This window comes from Klebsiella indica, assembly GCF_005860775.1.
GTDB classification, from domain to species: Bacteria; Pseudomonadota; Gammaproteobacteria; order Enterobacterales; family Enterobacteriaceae; genus Klebsiella; species Klebsiella indica.
In genome coordinates this window covers 1-17,010 of record NZ_VCHQ01000019.1, presented here as the reverse complement: position 1 = coordinate 17,010, position 17,010 = coordinate 1, and the positions used below count along the sequence as shown (strand labels likewise).

General features: G+C 51.0%; 14 protein-coding genes. All 14 read left to right on the top strand.

The genetic code is table 11. The annotated features are described in order from the left end of the window. Nucleotides 1-430: 430 nt before the first annotated feature. On the top strand, nt 431-1,153 hold the full coding sequence (locus FE839_RS14955) for a hypothetical protein (protein ID WP_138361595.1): 723 nt from the start codon (nt 431-433) through the stop codon (nt 1,151-1,153). 17 nt (nt 1,154-1,170) lie between these two features. Then, nucleotides 1,171-2,442 (top strand): P2 family phage major capsid protein, encoded by a 1,272-nt coding sequence (locus FE839_RS14950; protein WP_138361594.1) that lies wholly within the window; start codon nt 1,171-1,173, stop codon nt 2,440-2,442. Between the two features lie 84 nt (nt 2,443-2,526). Further along, nucleotides 2,527-3,267: a hypothetical protein gene (locus FE839_RS14945; RefSeq protein ID WP_138361593.1), complete on the top strand. Its 741-nt coding sequence runs from the start codon at nt 2,527-2,529 to the stop codon at nt 3,265-3,267. A gap of 417 nt (nt 3,268-3,684) precedes the next feature. After that, the gene (locus FE839_RS14935) at nt 3,685-5,004 is read left to right on the top strand and encodes a tyrosine-type recombinase/integrase (RefSeq protein WP_138361591.1); all 1,320 of its coding nucleotides are present in this window, start codon (nt 3,685-3,687) and stop codon (nt 5,002-5,004) included. Nucleotides 5,005-5,135: 131 nt separating this feature from the next. After that, nucleotides 5,136-5,375, top strand: a complete 240-nt coding sequence (locus FE839_RS14930) for an HTH-like domain-containing protein (protein ID WP_138361590.1) — start codon at nt 5,136-5,138, stop codon at nt 5,373-5,375. A gap of 39 nt (nt 5,376-5,414) precedes the next feature. Continuing rightward, nucleotides 5,415-7,853, top strand: a complete 2,439-nt coding sequence (locus FE839_RS14925) for a type I restriction-modification system subunit M (RefSeq protein ID WP_138361589.1) — start codon at nt 5,415-5,417, stop codon at nt 7,851-7,853. Next, nucleotides 7,853-9,214 (top strand): restriction endonuclease subunit S, encoded by a 1,362-nt coding sequence (locus FE839_RS14920; protein WP_138361685.1) that lies wholly within the window; start codon nt 7,853-7,855, stop codon nt 9,212-9,214. The genes FE839_RS14925 and FE839_RS14920 overlap by 1 nt, the downstream gene beginning before the upstream one ends. A 12-nt stretch (nt 9,215-9,226) precedes the next feature. Continuing rightward, nucleotides 9,227-9,883: a type II toxin-antitoxin system toxin DNA ADP-ribosyl transferase DarT gene (gene darT / locus FE839_RS14915; protein WP_138361588.1), complete on the top strand. Its 657-nt coding sequence runs from the start codon at nt 9,227-9,229 to the stop codon at nt 9,881-9,883. Beyond that, nucleotides 9,880-10,947: a type II toxin-antitoxin system antitoxin DNA ADP-ribosyl glycohydrolase DarG gene (darG, locus tag FE839_RS14910; protein ID WP_138361587.1), complete on the top strand. Its 1,068-nt coding sequence runs from the start codon at nt 9,880-9,882 to the stop codon at nt 10,945-10,947. Before darT ends, darG begins: the two co-directional genes overlap by 4 nt. Before the next feature lie 20 nt (nt 10,948-10,967). After that, the gene (locus tag FE839_RS14905; protein ID WP_138361586.1) at nt 10,968-14,063 is read left to right on the top strand and encodes a type I restriction endonuclease subunit R; all 3,096 of its coding nucleotides are present in this window, start codon (nt 10,968-10,970) and stop codon (nt 14,061-14,063) included. Beyond that, nucleotides 14,063-14,779: a M48 family metallopeptidase gene (locus tag FE839_RS14900; RefSeq protein WP_138361585.1), complete on the top strand. Its 717-nt coding sequence runs from the start codon at nt 14,063-14,065 to the stop codon at nt 14,777-14,779. The genes FE839_RS14905 and FE839_RS14900 overlap by 1 nt, the downstream gene beginning before the upstream one ends. Before the next feature lie 89 nt (nt 14,780-14,868). Next, nucleotides 14,869-15,270: an IS66-like element accessory protein TnpA gene (gene tnpA / locus FE839_RS14895; protein ID WP_138361584.1), complete on the top strand. Its 402-nt coding sequence runs from the start codon at nt 14,869-14,871 to the stop codon at nt 15,268-15,270. Further along, nucleotides 15,267-15,614: an IS66 family insertion sequence element accessory protein TnpB gene (tnpB, locus tag FE839_RS14890; RefSeq protein ID WP_042922210.1), complete on the top strand. Its 348-nt coding sequence runs from the start codon at nt 15,267-15,269 to the stop codon at nt 15,612-15,614. The genes tnpA and tnpB overlap by 4 nt, the downstream gene beginning before the upstream one ends. A gap of 47 nt (nt 15,615-15,661) precedes the next feature. Beyond that, on the top strand, nt 15,662-17,010 hold a 1,349-nt coding region (tnpC, locus tag FE839_RS14885), incomplete at its 3' end, for an IS66 family transposase (protein ID WP_138361583.1).

The window sequence follows — 17,010 nt, the reverse complement described above, 5'->3', positions numbered from 1 at the left end:
TAGCCTTTTCTCCCTCCACGCATCAGCACATCACTTATCAGGTTATCCAGGCTTCGGTAGCGACCGGGGCTGTCGTTGAAGGAATGCTCCATACCCTGCCGGGCCAGCTTTATCACACACCCCGAATAGGTGAGTGTATGTTGCTCGCACAGTCTGCGGATCTGCTCATCCAGCTCGTGGGGGATCCTGACTGCACGCAATACCGATTTACCGTTTCTTGCCGGGCTGTACATGAGTTTCCTGCCTTTACCAGTGTGACCTGACCGGCATTATCCTGGGAATATTTAACCCTGTTATACAGTTTTGGCTCTGGCCTGCGGCTTACAACAAAAGCGCCGCGACATCCCTTCTGATTCTGGTGAAACATAGCGGGCAGACCGGCAGGCAGAGTGCATGCCGTTGTAACTGTATGACACAAGGAGTCAGGAATATGAAAATGACACCCGAGCTTACCCGGCTGGCAGAGAGCGCCACGACGCTGCGCCGCGAATTTGACGAGGCGAACGGCCCGCTGAAAGATAAGCTGGACACGGTGCAGAATTTGCTCGATACCCGTAAAAAACTGGAAGAAGAAGCAGGCCGACAGTCTGACGGATGGGAGCAGAGCCTGCTGGCGTCCGGTGGCGTTGAAAGTGAGGACTCTGACAAAGCCTCGTTACTTGCCAGCCTGGCAAAAGAGAAGCTGGGGCGTATCTCTCCCCTGATTGAGGCCGCCCGTGTGGAGGCGCTTACGCTGCGTTATAGCACTGCTGAAAAGGCCCGGCGTTATGATTTTGCCTGGCATGAACTGTGTTCTGCACTCATCCGGCCTGAGTGTGAAGCCCTGATTAATGATCTCCGTGAATCGCTTGAAATTGTTCGCGGGTTGCTTGTCCTGTCCCGTGTACCGACCCATGAGCTTGATAATTTGCTGACTGCGTTGATGGGAGACATTGCCCGGGAGAACAATCTTGACCCGGCACAGGAATATCTGGCGATGGCCGAGGGTAATACGGAAAATCCCCTTCATCTCTGGCCGGGAGCTTTTCCGGCTGAGGCGAGCGCCGCCATTCGCCTTTCGCCATCTGCCGGACAAATGGCGCTGGCCCGGAAAGATACAGCATTAATGCAGGCGCTGGCCGAAGGGCGTGAACCCTGCAAAGGGCTGAACTGAGAGACAGGATTAAACCGATGAACTTTAATGAGAAAATCCGGCGCCTGATTAACCGTAACCGACAGGCCGCGCAGAACGCCTCACCCCGAATGAAACAGGCGCTGGAAGAGGAAAATGTAAAGCTGGAAAAAGAGATTTCATTGCATAAACAGCACCCGGGCGCACCCGCTGACGGCGCGAAATATTTTGTGAACGCGGAACCCGCAGCGCGGGATATTTTTGCAGGCCTGCCTGTGCAGGATGTGAAAACAAACGACCCTGCGACGATGATGGATCGTGTTATCAGGGAACTGACCGGCATGGAGTCACAGGCGCTGAACTTTTCAGCCACTCCGGGCAGAGTGTCATTTTCAGATGTCGGAGCGTCGCCTGTTCAACACGGAGAACTGGCGGCCAGCTATGGGGTTGATTTCCTTTCGCGGATTAACGTCATTCCGGTTACGGAATCCTCCGCAACAGTGGTGAGAATGGGATCGCGCGGCCCGCTTGCCAGCACAAACAACGGCGGCATACGTAGAAATCCGGTAGACAGCACGTCCAGAAAGCCTCATCAGTATCATTGCAGGAAGGTCAACCTTGACGCACAGATCTCCTACGATGAACTTGATGCGTGGAGCCATCTGGATAATTACCCGGAACTGGTGCGCGCGGCGGTAGAGCGGCAGAGAAATCTGGATCGGCTTATGATTGGGTTTAACGGGACGCATTATGCCCCAGTTTCAGATCCTGCACTCTGTCCAAATCGGGAGGATTGTGGGATTGGCTGGCTGGAAAAATACCGTCAGGAAGCGCCGGAAAGGGTCATGGACGGGCTTTCAGTGGCCGGACGTGATGAGGATAACCGGATCATAGCTTATGGCGATTACGGCACGATTGACGCGCTTGTACTTGATGGCTGGCAGTCAGGCATCAGTAAGCAATACCGGAATGGACTGGTGGCGATTTGCAGCATGAGTACGCTGTTTCGTAAAGAGTTCCCTTTTGTCAATGCGGTCTCTCCCAATCAACCCAATATGGAGCATCTGGTGAATGAGCTGCTTCTGAAGAATCCTACGCTGGGAAATCTTCACGCCGTGCCCGTCCCGTTCTTTCCTGATAATGCGGTGTGGGTCACATCACTGAGTAACATCGCACTATACTGGCAAAAAGGCAGTATCAGAAAACGCGCTGTAAATGAGCCTCATCATAATCGGCTGGCGGTGTATGAGTCATGGAGTGAAGCATATATGGTGGAGCGGTATGAAGCTGGTTGTTTGATCGATAAAATAGAATGGGAAACAAAACATTAAACAGTTATACTTGAGTTTAAGTCAGGGGCTAAAATTTATGCCCCTATATTTAAGTGTTTTTAACTACAATATAGTGGTGGTAAGATGAATGATACTGCAATGATTGCTATATATATTTCCATGGGCAGTCTTATTATATCTCTTCTAGGTTTGGCAAATACTATCATTCAAGGTAAGATAAATAGAAGGAATGAGCGTTTAAAAGTTTATGATAAAATTTTTCATGAAGTCTGTGAAATTCTTTTGTATGACTATAATAGAAACTCTCAGAAAAAATATACGTCACATGATAAGTTAATGGAACAAGCAGTTAATCAATATGCAAATCTACATTGGGTTGAACAGATGTATGGCCCAGCTCACTATGAGGGAACTAACTTTGACACCGATGAGGAGAGAATGAAATTTCATCACTCTGTTGTTGAAGAGTTTAGAAAACATCAGAAAACAATACTCAGCGATTTTAGTTTAATAAAACAGTCTCCTGTTTTTCATCTGGATGAAGAATTATTTAGAGAGCGTTTCTATAGGATTATGCAATATATAAAGGATAACCTATCTTTTTTTAGTCCTCAAGTGAGAAAATTTTGGGAGGAAACAACATTAGTATCTCCTGATAAAATTAAGTGTGAATACGTTTCTCTCCTGAGAGTTAATGAGATTTCTTGTGAGCCAGTTGAAGAAGAAATAAATGATCCTTACCTCAATGTTTTATTAATGGTAAGAAAAGAATTTAGAGAAATGAACGATGCGCCGATGGATAAAATAAAAAATAAAATATTTCGCATGCAAAGTACTTTTCATAAAATGTTAAGGAAGCGTTAATCTTATTGGAGGGGGATTAGCCATTGTTGTTTCCGCATAAAAAATCCGGTTAGGATCCGCATTACGGAATCGAACTAATATTTGAATAATAATAATAAAATTATAATACGGCAGCTTAAATGGCAGGGGGCATAAAAAGGGGCATGTGATGATTTTCATGAGTAAAAATACCTTATAATCATATCGTTATGTTTTTTTTCGGTTCCGGCCTTCGCACCATCGGAACATCAATAGACGTCAACGGACGTCTTTTTTTGTGCCTGAAATCCAGTATCCGCAAGGCTTTCCTCGCTTTTTCACTCAACCTAAGTCAACCTGATTCAATCTACATCAACTTACTGATGCGGGTACAACTGCGGGTATATCCCGGTTCGATAATGTTTGTACCCGCACAGAAACCTTGAAAGGATACTTATCATGGCTCTGAGTGATGTGAAGGTTCGTTCGGCTAAGCCGGAAGCAAAAGCCTATAAACTGACTGACGGTGAAGGCATGGTTTTGCTGGTTCACCCTAACGGCTCCAAATACTGGCGGCTTCGTTATCGTTTTGGCGGTAAGGAGAAGATGCTAGCTCTGGGGAGATACCCTGAGGTTTCGCTAGCGGATGCCAGGGCACGCCGGGATGGGGCCCGTAAGCTATTAGCTAATGGCGTCGATCCCAGTGAAAACAAGAAAGCCGTTAAGGTAGAGCAGGAGCAAGAGGCGATAACTTTTGAAGTGGTTGCCAGAGACTGGCATGCCAGTAATCAGAAGTGGTCTGCATCGCACAGTGCCCGTGTATTGAAAAGCCTCGAAGATAATCTCTTTGCAGCTATCGGTAAGCGGAACATTGCGGAACTAAAAACGCGGGATCTACTTGTACCCATTAAAGCGGTGGAGTTATCCGGGCGTCTTGAAGTCGCTGCCCGTTTACAGCAGCGTACTACCGCTATTATGCGCTTTGCTGTGCAAAGCGGTTTAATCGACTACAACCCTGCACAAGAGATTGCCGGTGCAGTTGCTACGGCGAAAAGACAGCATCGTGCTGCTCTGGATCTTGAACGTATTCCCGAATTACTTCACCGCATTGATCACTATTCTGGCAGACCCTTAACTCGATTGGCTGTTGAACTCACTTTGTTGGTTTTCATCCGTTCAAGCGAGCTGCGTTTTGCCCGCTGGTCAGAAGTAGATTTTGATACTGCCATGTGGACGATTCCGGGTGAGCGTGAACCGTTGGAAGGTGTTAAGCATTCTCAACGTGGTTCAAAGATGCGGACGCCCCATCTTGTTCCCTTATCGAGTCAGGCCTTAGCTATTCTGGAAAAGATCAAAAGCATGAATGGGAACCGAGAGCTGATCTTCGTTGGCGATCACGATCCTCGTAAGCCGATGAGTGAGAACACGGTTAACAAGGCCTTGCGTGTGATGGGTTACGATACGAAGGTTGAGGTTTGCGGGCATGGTTTCAGGACTATGGCATGTAGTTCATTGATTGAATCAGGGTTGTGGTCGAAGGATGCGGTAGAGCGGCAAATGAGTCACCAGGAACGTAACTCTGTGCGCGCGGCTTATATTCATAAGGCTGAGCACTTGGGTGAACGCAGGTTGATGTTGCAGTGGTGGGCTGATTATTTGGATGCGAATCGGGAGAAGATCATCGCTCCTTTTGATTATGCAAAAATCAATAGCCCACTCCGACAGAAGAAGCAACTACCTGATTTTGCAGATACTGGTAAGAAATATCGTGAGGGTTAGTTTACTGTAAGAAATTTTCTTCGCTCATAAACTGTGCAAACAGCACTGCCGATCGCCGTAATTCTTGTACCTGATGTCACATTTAGCTAATTTAGCTAAATTATCAAGTGCATCTACGGTTACCCGTCTTTATGAACGAAAACGAGATTTATCACCGCATTCAGCAGGTGCTGTCCAGTGCGCCGCGTAATCAGTACATCGTCGAGCTGCATCTGCAAATGATCAAATATGCCGACGAGCTGGAGCACATTACGGCAAAAGCCTTTTGCGAAGGCACCGGCTTGAGTCAAAGCCTCGGCACCGAATTCAGCAAAATGCGTAACTTAACCCGTCGGTTGAAAGCCGCCGGACTGAACACAGATCTGCTGTAACCCGCTTACCGCACATCACCGTGCAAAACGAGATATTTAATGGCTATCAAAAAAACCGAACTCTACTCCTCTTTATGGGCAAGCTGCGACGAGCTGCGCGGTGGGATGGACGCCAGCCAGTACAAGGACTATGTGCTGACCCTGCTATTTATGAAGTATGTGTCCGACAAATATAAAGGCGACCCTTACGGAATGATCGTTATCCCGAAAGGGGCCAGCTTTGACGATATGGTCGCGCTGAAGAACGATAAAGAAATCGGCGATAAAATTAACAAAATCATCCGCAAGCTGGCGGAAGAGAACGATTTGAAAGGCGTTATTGACGAGGCCGACTTTAACGACGAGGACAAGCTTGGTAAAGGCAAGGAGATGATTGACCGCCTGACGAAGCTGGTCGGCATCTTTGAGGGGTTGGATCTGTCCGGCAACCGGGCCGATGGCGACGATCTGCTGGGCGATGCCTATGAGTACCTGATGCGCCACTTCGCCACCGAATCCGGTAAAAGCAAGGGACAATTTTATACTCCGGCAGAGGTGTCACGCATTCTGGCGAAGGTGATCGGCATTACCCCCGATACGCCGCAGGATGCCACGGTGTATGACCCGACCTGCGGCTCCGGCTCGCTGCTGCTCAAAGTCAGCGACGAAACACGACGCGGGCTGTCGCTCTATGGACAGGAGATGGACAACGCCACCAGCGCGCTGGCGCGGATGAACATGATCCTGCACAACAATGAAACGGCTAAAATCTGGCAGGGCAATACGCTAAGCGATCCGCAGTGGAAAGAAGCCAACGGTAGGCTGAAAGCCTTTGATTTCGCCGTGGCCAACCCGCCGTTTTCCAATAAAAACTGGACCAGCGGACTGGATCCGAAAAAAGATCCATTTGAGCGCTTCGTCTGGGGCGTTCCACCGGAGAAGAACGGGGATTACGCTTTTCTGTTGCACATCATCAAGAGCCTGAAAAGCACCGGAAAAGGGGCGGTGATCCTGCCGCACGGCGTGCTGTTCCGCGGCAACGCCGAGGCGAATATCCGCGAAAACCTGATTAAACAGGGCTATATCAAAGGCATTATCGGCTTACCGGCCAACCTGTTTTATGGCACGGGCATCCCGGCGTGCATTATCGTAATTGATAAGGAACACGCACACAGCCGCAAAGGCATTTTTATGATCGACGCCAGCCGGGGCTTTATCAAGGACGGCAATAAGAACCGCCTGCGCAGCCGGGATATTCACTGCATCGTGGATGTGTTTAATCATCAGCGCACGGTGCCCGGCTACAGTAGGATGGTGCCGTTAAGCGACATCGCCGGGAATGATTACAACCTGAATATCCCCCGCTATATCGATGGCGGCGAACCGGAAGATCTGCACGATCTGGCCGCGCACTTACAGGGCGGTATTCCGGCGCGCGATGTTGATGCTTTACAGGATTACTGGCGAGTTTTCCCTGCCCTGCGCGATGTGCTGTTTGCTGACGATCGCCCCGGCTACTGTCAGGCGCAGGTCGAAGCCCAGCAGGTTAAACCGACCATTCTGGCGCATCAGGAATTTAAGGATTTTGCCACCCGCAGCCTGCTGCCATTTAAGGCGTGGGTGAAAGAGGCGGCGCTGGCAGATATTGGCAAAGGCGATAAACCGAAGGAACTGATCCACGATATCAGCGAGATGCTGCTGGCGCAGTATGCCAACAGTGAGTTGCTGAATAAATACAGTGTGTACCAGATCCTAATGGACTACTGGGCCGATGCTATGCAGGACGATGTCTATGTGATCACGCAGGAGGGCTGGCAAGCCGCCGCGCAAATTCGCGAACTCCAGCCGGTGAAAGGCAAGGACGGCAAAAACGTCTGGAAAGAAGCGCACGATTTTGAGTTTGACAAGCGGCGCTACAAGGCCGACGTGCTGCCCCGTTCACTGGTGGAAATTCGCTGTTTCCCGGATCTGCTGGATGCGCTGAACCGCTCACAGGAACGCAGTGAAGAAGCCAGCCGTCAGTTAGCCGAGTATGTCGAGGAGCAGGCCGGGGAAGACGATCTGCTGGCCGAGGCGAAGAACGATAAGGATAAGGTGACGCAAAAGCTGGTCAATGCCCGCCTGACTCAACTGAAGAAAACCACCGCCGACCCCGATGAGCTGGCGGCACTGACTCGCTGCCTGGCGCTGATTAAAGCAGAGGCGAATGCGAAAAAAGCGCTGAAAATCGCGCAGGAAGCGCTGGATCGCGCAGTGTTTAAACATTATCCCACGCTGGATGACGCGGCGATCAAAGCGCTGGTGGTAGAGGACAAATGGCTGGCGACGTTGCAGGTCGGGATTAAGGCGGAGATTGAGCGCATCACTCAGCAACTGGCGGAGCGCGTGAAGGAGCTGGAAGAGCGCTATGCCGAGCCGTTACCGGTGCTTGAAGCGTCCGTTGAAGCGTTGAGCGAGAAGGTGGCCGGGCATTTGCGGGCGATGGGGCTGGTGTGGTGATGGTGGATTTAATGGTGAGTGAGCAGCAGTCGGGTACAACGGAGGAAAATGTGCCTGCAGGGTTTAAAATGACTGAGGTGGGGGTTATTCCTGAGGATTGGGATTGCAAATACCTTGGAGAACTTGGCGATATTGTTCGGGGGGGATCTCCTCGCCCAGCAGGTGATCCTAAATATTTTGAGGGTGATTTTATCCCTTGGCTTACGGTTGCTTCATTGACGACAATTCCGGATGCTCAACAGGTCGTTATGACGACATCCTCAATGTTAACCGAATTAGGTTCTAAGCATAGCCGGACCTTAGAAAAAGGTACTCTTATTATTTCTAATAGTGGCGCGACACTTGGTGTTGCAAAACTCTTAGGTATGAAGTGCTGTGCAAATGATGGTGTTGCTGCGATTATTAATCAACGAGTCGGCAATAAATCATTTTTGATCCATTATATTAATACAATAACAAAAAGTCTTCACGACAATATTGCAACGGGGAATGGACAACCTAATCTTAATACCGATTTGATCAGACTTATTCCTGTACCTTTTCCAAATGAGCAAGAGCAGAAGAAAATAGCAGATACGCTATCGGATTGTGATAATTTTATTCTTAAACTAGAGAAGCTAATCGCAAAAAAACAAACTATAAAAACAGCAACCATGCAGCAACTATTGACAGGCAAGACCCGCTTGCCGCAGTTTGCATTGCGGGGTGATGGTATTGTTAAGGGTCATAAAAAGAGTGAGTTGGGGGAGATTCCTGAGGATTGGAACTATATTAATATCGGAAAGGATTGCTCTTTGAGAGCTAGAATAGGTTGGCAAGCACTTACTACAAAAGAATATTTAAGTTCTGGTACATACTATCTGGTTACTGGAACAGACTTTAATGCTGGTCTCGTTGATTGGAGTTCCTGTTGTTTCGTAAGTGAATGGCGTTATAAACAAGATAGCAATATCCAATTAAAAGTTAATGATGTCCTTATTACCAAAGATGGAACAATTGGTAAGGCTGGATATATTAATGCTTTACCTTTACCCGCAACACTTAATAGTGGGGTGTTTCTAATAAGGCCTAAGGACGACAAAATAGTTCCTGAGTATTTATTTTTTATTCTAACTTCAAGAATATTTGATAATTTTATAAACGGAATTACTGCGGGTTCAACAATTGTGCATTTGTACCAAAAAGACTTTGTACACTTTGGATATTATGCACCACATCCTGAAGAGCAAACCGCCATCGCCGCCATCCTCTCCGATATAGACAAGGACATTCAGACCCTGCAACAGCGTCTGGACAAAACCCGCCAGCTTAAACAGGGGATGATGCAGGAGCTGTTAACCGGGAAAACCCGCTTAATATAGAAGGGAACGCATATGGTTTATGATTACAGCGCTAATATCAACCCGGAAAAAGCCCTGATCTGGCGTATTGTCCATCGGGACAATATCCCGTGGATACTGGACAACGGCCTGCACTGTGGCAACAGCCAAGCGCAGGCTGCAAACTGGGTTAATATCGGCAACCCAGAGCTTATCGACAAACGCGCCGGGCATCCGGTGCCTGCGGGGACGGGCGGGACGCTGCATGATTATGTGCCGTTTTACTTTACTCCTTTCTCGCCGATGCTGATGAATATTCGCAGCGGGCGTGGCGGTATTAAGCAGCGCCCCAATGAGGAAATCGTTATTCTAGTCAGCTGCCTGCGACACGTGGCGGCGCAGAACATTCCCTTCGTGTTTACCGACAGCCACGCCTACTATAATCTGGCGAATTATTATACCGATCTAAACAATCTGCATCGGATCGACTGGCCAATCTTACAAGCACGGGATTTCCGTCGCGATCAGGACGATCTTGGCAAGTTTGAACGCTATCAGGCTGAGGCGTTAATCTGGAAGCACTGCCCAATCTCACTGCTGGGCGGGATGATTTGTTACAACGATGGCGTCAGGTTACAATTAGAGCAGTGGTTGTCTCAACGCAATCTGTCAATGCCCGTTCACGCGCGGGCTGGGTGGTACTTCTCATGATTACATTTACACAAGGCAATTTACTGGATGCGCCCGTAGAAGCACTAGTGAATACGGTTAATACCGTCGGTGTCATGGGTAAAGGCATAGCGCTGATGTTCAAAGAGCGCTTCCCGGACAATATGAAAGCCTATGCTCTCGCCTGCAAACATAAGCAGGTAATGACAGGTAAAATGTTTATTACCGAAACCGGCGAACTGATGGGGCCGCGCTGGATTGTCAACTTCCCAACCAAGCAGCACTGGCGCGCCGACTCCCGCATGGAGTGGATTGAGGACGGCTTGCAGGACCTGCGCCGCTTTCTGATCGAAGAGAAAGTGCAGTCCATCGCCATTCCTCCACTGGGCGCAGGCAACGGTGGCCTGAACTGGCCGGACGTCCGGGCGCGGATTGAATCTGCGCTGGGCGACCTTCCGGGCACAGAAATCCTGATTTATGAGCCTACCGAAAAATACCAGAACGTCGCCAAGAGCACCGGCGTAAAAAAGCTCACACCCGCCAGAGCGATGATCGCTGAACTGGTGCGCCGCTACTGGGTGCTAGGCATGGAGTGCAGCCTGCTGGAAATCCAGAAGCTGGCATGGCTGTTACAACGCGCTATTGAACTGCACCAGCAGGAGGACGTGTTAAAGCTGCGCTTTGAGGCGCACAATTACGGTCCCTTTTCCCCCAACCTGAACCATCTGCTTAATGCGCTGGACGGCACCTATCTGAAAGCCGAGAAACGCATCCCAGACAGCCAGCCGCTGGACGTGATCTGGTTTAACGATCGGGAAAAAGAACACGTCAACCTCTGGCTGAACAACGAGGCCAAAGAGTGGCTACCGGCGCTTGAGCAGGTCAGTCAGTTGATTGACGGCTTTGAATCACCGTTTGGTCTGGAGCTGCTGGCGACCGTTGACTGGCTGCTGACCCGAGGAGAATGCCTGCCCACGCTGGATTCCGTAAAAGAGGGGCTTCACCAATGGCCTGCGGGTGAACGCTGGGCCAGCCGTAAGATGAAGTTATTTGATGATAATCATCTTCAATTCGCCATAAACCGCGTGATGGAGTTCCATTGCTGAACATTTAGGGAGAGCGCCCTTTGAGTACCATAGGCCAGCGCGAACGCGCCACACAGCAGCGTCTGATTCAGTTTTTTGTTAAGGATTTAGGATACCGTTATTTGGGGCGGAGCGCTGGATATGCCGGTGACAGCAATATCGACACGGACATACTGAGCGCATGGCTGAAACGGCGTGGCGTCAGCGATACGCTGATTACCCGCGTGCTTCGGCAACTGGATTCCGCCGCCGCGCTGGGCGAAGGCAAGAAGCTGTATTACGCCAATAAAGAGGTCTATCGCCTGCTGCGTTACGGCGCGAAGGAGAAGGAAGGCGCGGGCGAGCAGAACCAGACCGTGTGGCTGATTGACTGGGTGCATCCTGAAGCCAATGATTTCGCCATCGCCGATGAGGTGACGATAAAAGGTGAATACAGCAAGCGCCCCGATTTGGTGCTGTACGTTAACGGCATCGCGCTGGGCGTGATTGAACTTAAACGCTCTTCAGTCCACGTCAGCGAAGGCATCCGGCAGAATCTCGACAATCAGAAGAAAACCTTTATCCGCAATTTCTTTACCACCATGCAACTGGTGATGGCGGGTAACGATACGCAGGGGTTGCGTTACGGCACCATCGAAACGCCGGAAAAGTATTATCTGGAATGGAAAGAAGAGAATACCGATGCATATACGCATAAACTCGACTTTCATTTAAGTCGTCTTTGCAACAAGTCAAGGCTGCTAGATATCGTCCATAATTACATGGCCTTTGACGTTGGAGTGAAAAAACTTTGTCGCCATAATCAGTTCTTCGGCGTCGAGGCGGCTAAACAGCATATTGCTCGTCGTGAAGGCGGGATTATCTGGCACACGCAGGGATCGGGTAAAAGCCTGACGATGGTCTGGCTGGCGAAGTGGATCCGCGAAAATGTGCCGAATTCACGCGTGTTGATTGTGACCGACCGCACCGAGCTGGATGAACAGATCGAAAGCGTGTTTATGGGGGTGGATGAAGAGATTTATCGCACCTCCAGCGGCAACGACCTTATCGCGACGCTCAATCATCCTAACCCGTGGCTCATCTGCTCGCTGGTGCATAAGTTTGGTCGTCGTAGTGAAGCAGAAGACACCGCGGCAACCGACGATTTCATCACCGAGTTACAGCAATCCCTGACAAAAACGTTCCGCGCCAAAGGCGATCTGTTCGTCTTCGTCGATGAGTGCCACCGTACGCAGTCCGGCAAATTGCATAACGCGATGACCGCTATTCTGCCGGAAGCCCTGTTTATCGGTTTTACCGGCACGCCGCTGATGAAGAAAGATAAAAAGAAATCGGTGGAAGTGTTCGGCCCTTATATCCACACCTACAAGTTTGATGAGGCTGTGGCCGACGGGGTGGTGCTGGATCTGCGCTATGAGGCACGCGATATTGACCAGTATCTGACGTCTGAGAAAAAGGTCGATGACTGGTTTGAAGCCAAAACGCGTGGCTTGTCGAACTTAGCCAAAACCCAGCTTAAACAAAAGTGGGGCTCAATGCAGAAACTGCTTTCCAGCAAGTCACGGCTGGAGCAGATCGTTAATGATATTCTGTTGGATATGGATACCCGCCCGCGGCTGATGGACGGGCGCGGCAACGCCATGCTGGTATGCAGTAGTGTGTATCAGGCTTGTAAGGTTTACGAGATGTTTAGCCAGACCGATCTGGCTGGAAAAGTGGCTATTGTAACCAGCTTCCGTCCCGATGCTGCCAGTATCAAAGGTGAAGAAACCGGCGCAGGCCTGACCGAGAAACTTTACAAATTCTCGACCTATCGCAAAATGCTGGCTGACTATTTTGAACAAAGCGAAGAGAAGATTGCTGGTCGTATAGCCGAATTCGAGCGAGACGTTAAGCAACGCTTTATAAATGAACCGGGGCAAATGCGTTTGCTTATCGTGGTGGATAAGCTGCTAACCGGCTTTGATGCACCGTCTGCGACCTATCTTTATATTGATAAAACCATGACAGACCATACGCTGTTTCAGGCGATTTGTCGGGTAAACAGGCTGGACGGGGAAGATAAAGAGTACGGCTATATTATCGATTATAAAGATCTGTTCCGCTCTCTGGATAAAGCGATAACCGATTACACCACGGGCGCGTTTGACGATTACGATCGCGATGATGTTGATGGGCTGTTAAAAAATCGTCTGGAGCAGGCAAAGCTAGATCTCGACAGCGCGCTAGAGGTAGTTCGCAGCCTATGTGAACCTGTCAATGCTCCGCGCGAATTGCAGGACTATCAGCACTATTTCTGTGGTCAGTCGGGGGAAAACCAGACGATATTAGGTGAAAAAGAGGCGCTGCGCCTTTCGTTCTATCAGAATGTCGCCCGCCTGCTGCGCGCTTACGCCAGCCTGGCGAATGAAATGCAGGAAGCGGGCTATACCGATGAGGAAGTTGAAAGCATTCGCGCCGAAGTCGCTAAATTCGAGAGACTGCGCTACGACATTAAACTGACCAGCGGCGATCTACTGGACATGAAGCGCTTTGAGCCCGCCATGCGCCACCTGCTGGATATGTACGTTCGCGCCGACGGTAGCGAAGTGCTTATGGATTTCGAAGAGTTAAGCCTGATTGAGCTGATTGTTGAAAAAGGCGCAGCAGCAACCGCTGCTCTGCCGGACGAGATCCGCAACAATCAGGATGCGATGGCGGAAACCATCGAAAACAACGTGCGTAAAACCATCGTGGATGAAAACCCGGTGAACCCAAAATACTACGGACGCATGTCGCTTTTGCTGGATGAGCTGATTACCCTTCGCCGCCAGAATGCGCTTGATTATCAGCAGTATCTGGAACGTATCCGGGATTTGAGCAAGCAGGTCATACGCCCAGAACAAACCAACGGAGCATCCTATCCTGAAACAATGGATACGCAGGCAAAGCGCGCGTTTTATGATAACTTCGGTCATGACGAGGTGCTGGCAACCCGTATTGATACGACAATCCGCTATACCAAAAAAGCGGAGTGGATTGGCGATCGTTTTAAGGAACGAGAGCTTGCCCGTGCACTGCGCGAAGAAACCGCCAGTTATAACGTAAATATTGATGACGTTCTTGAGCTTGCCCGCAAGCAAAAGGAATACCACTGATGCCGGTCATGCAGATAGGCACGCTACGCTTACAGATCAATCGTAAAGCGATTAAGAACTTGCATATCAGCGTCCTGCCGCCTGACGGCAAAGTCCGCGTTTCTGCCCCGGAACACATGACGGAAACGGCGATACGGATGGCTGTAGCTTCCCGCTTTCGCTGGATCCGAAAGCAGCAGCAGGATTTTGCCAGACAGCCCCGCCAATCCGAGCGGGAGATGGTCAGTGGAGAGTGCCACTATCTTTGGGGCCGTAAGTATCGCTTGTTTGTGATCGAGCGCCAGGGACGCCATGAAGTGAAGGTCGCGGGAAACAATAAACTCCAGCTTTATATTCAGCCGGGAACCAGTAATGAAAATAAGGAGCTGGTATTAACCGACTTTTATCGGCATGAACTGAAGAGGCAGGTTGCCAAATTGCTGCCCGAATGGCAGGCCAGATCCGGTGTCCCCCCAACGTTCTGGGGCATCAAAAAGATGAAAACCTTTTGGGGTACCTGTAATACCACCACAAAGCGAATCTGGCTCAATCTGGAGCTGGTTAAGAAGCCACCGGAGTGTCTGGAGTATATTCTGGTGCATGAACTGGTTCACCTGCTGGAGCGTCATCATAACGAGCGCTTCCGGCTGCATATGGACCGCTTGATCCCTAACTGGCGCGAGCGCCGGGATTTGCTCAATAAGATGCCGCTGGCGTTTGAGGCATGGGACTATTAGTCGTTTCGTAAGCGTCCAGCGAGCACCGTCTGGTCATCATCTGATGAATTCGACAAAGTGGTGTCCACCAAATAGTGGTGGGAACCAAAATGTCAGATTTGCACAAAACAGTCGCTCCCGGCAGCCGTAAGGGCCGCCCTAATTACTCTCCCGAATTTAAGCAGCAGCTTGTCGCAGCCTCCTGTGAACCCGGTGTGTCCATATCAAAGCTGGCGCTTGAAAATGGCATCAACGCCAATCTGTTATTTAAATGGCGTCAGCAGTGGCGAGAGGGGAAACTCCCGCTGCCTTCGGCAGACCTTCCTCAGCTGCTCCCTGTAACACTCGATGTCACCAGTGCCCTGCTGGCTGTGCCGCCAGAAACGCCTGCAGATAAGTCGGAAACCCTCAGTATCAGCTGTGAGGTGACGTTCCGGCACGGAACGCTCCGTCTGGATGGCGCTGTCAGCGAAGGCCTGCTGACAATATTGATACAGGAGCTTAAACAGTGATCCCGCTACCATCAGGCACGAAAATCTGGCTGGTCGCCGGCATCACCGACATGAGAAACGGCTTCAACGGGCTGGCCGCAAAGGTGCAGACCGCGCTGAAAGATGATCCGATGTCGGGTCACGTCTTTATCTTCCGCGGCCGAAGTGGCAGTCAGGTGAAACTCCTCTGGTCAACTGGCGACGGGTTATGCCTGCTGACGAAACGGCTGGAGCGTGGGCGCTTCGCCTGGCCGTCAGCCCGGGATGGCAAAGTCTTCCTCACCCCGGCACAGCTGGCGATGCTCCTCGAGGGCATCGACTGGCGGCAACCTAAAAGACTGCTGACATCCCTGACTATGCTGTAATCTTTTTATCCTGGTCGTGGGCGAATGAGCCTGGTAAAATCCCCCGCATGAACAGCCCGCTTCCCGATGACATCAATGAACTGAAACGTCTTCTTGCCGAACAGGAGGCGCTGAACCGTACCCTGCTGGAAAAGCTGGCGGACCGTGAACGCGAAATCGACAAGCTGCAGGCACAGCTGGATAAGCTCCGCCGGATGAACTTCGGCAGCCGCTCCGAAAAAATATCGCGCCGTATCGCACAGATGGAAGCCGACCTGAACCGGCTTCAAAAGGAAAGTGATACGCTGACCGGCCGGGTGGATGACCCGGCGGTACAGCGCCCGCTGCGCCAGACCCGTACACGTAAACCCTTCCCTGAATCACTCCTCCGGGATGAAAAGCGTCTGCTACCGGCAGAGCCCTGTTGCCCGGACTGTGGGGGGGCGCTGAGTTATCTGGGTGAGGATGCCGCCGAACAACTGGAGCTGATGCGCAGCGCCTTCCGGGTTATCCGCACGGTGCGCGAAAAACACGCCTGTACGAAGTGCGACCGTATCGTTCAGGCTCCGGCGCCTTCACGGCCCATCGAACGCGGTATCGCCGGGCCGGGGCTACTGGCACGGGTACTCACATCAAAGTACGCAGAGCATACACCGCTGTATCGTCAGTCAGAAATATATGCCCGCCAGGGTGTTGAGCTGAGCCGCTCAGTGCTGTCGGGCTGGGTGGATGCCTGTTGCCGGCTGCTGTCACCGCTGGAAGAGGCGCTTCGGAACTATGTGCTGACTGATGGCAAGCTCCACGCCGATGACACGCCCGTCCCGGTGCTGTTGCCGGGCAATAAAAAGACGAAGACCGGACGGTTATGGACGTACGTTCGTGACGACCGTAACGCCGGGTCAGCGTCGCCACCGGCGGTCTGGTTCGCATACAGCCCGGACAGAAAAGGCATCCACCCGCAGACCCATCTTGCGGGGTTCAGCGGAGTGCTGCAGGCGGATGCTTACGCCGGGTTCCATGAGCTCTACCGCGAAGGTCATATAAAGGAAGCGGGCTGCTGGGCCCATGCCCGCCGAAAGATCCATGATGTGCATATCCGCACTCCGTCGGCCCTGACGGAAGAAGCGCTGAAACGGATCGGCGAGTTGTATGCTATCGAAGCGGATATAAGGGGAATGCCAGCAGAACAGCGGGTTGCCGAACGCCAGTTGAAAACGAAAGCGCTTCTTAAATCACTGGAAAACTGGCTGCGTGAAAAGATGAAAACCCTGTCGCGACACTCAGAACTGGCGAAGGCGTTCGCTTATGCCCTGAATCAGTGGCAAGCGTTGATGTACTACGCAGACAACGGCTGGGCTGAAGCGGGTAGAGTAGAGATGTGGCGCGGTGGTTTTAGTTCAGGCATATCTGTTAATCC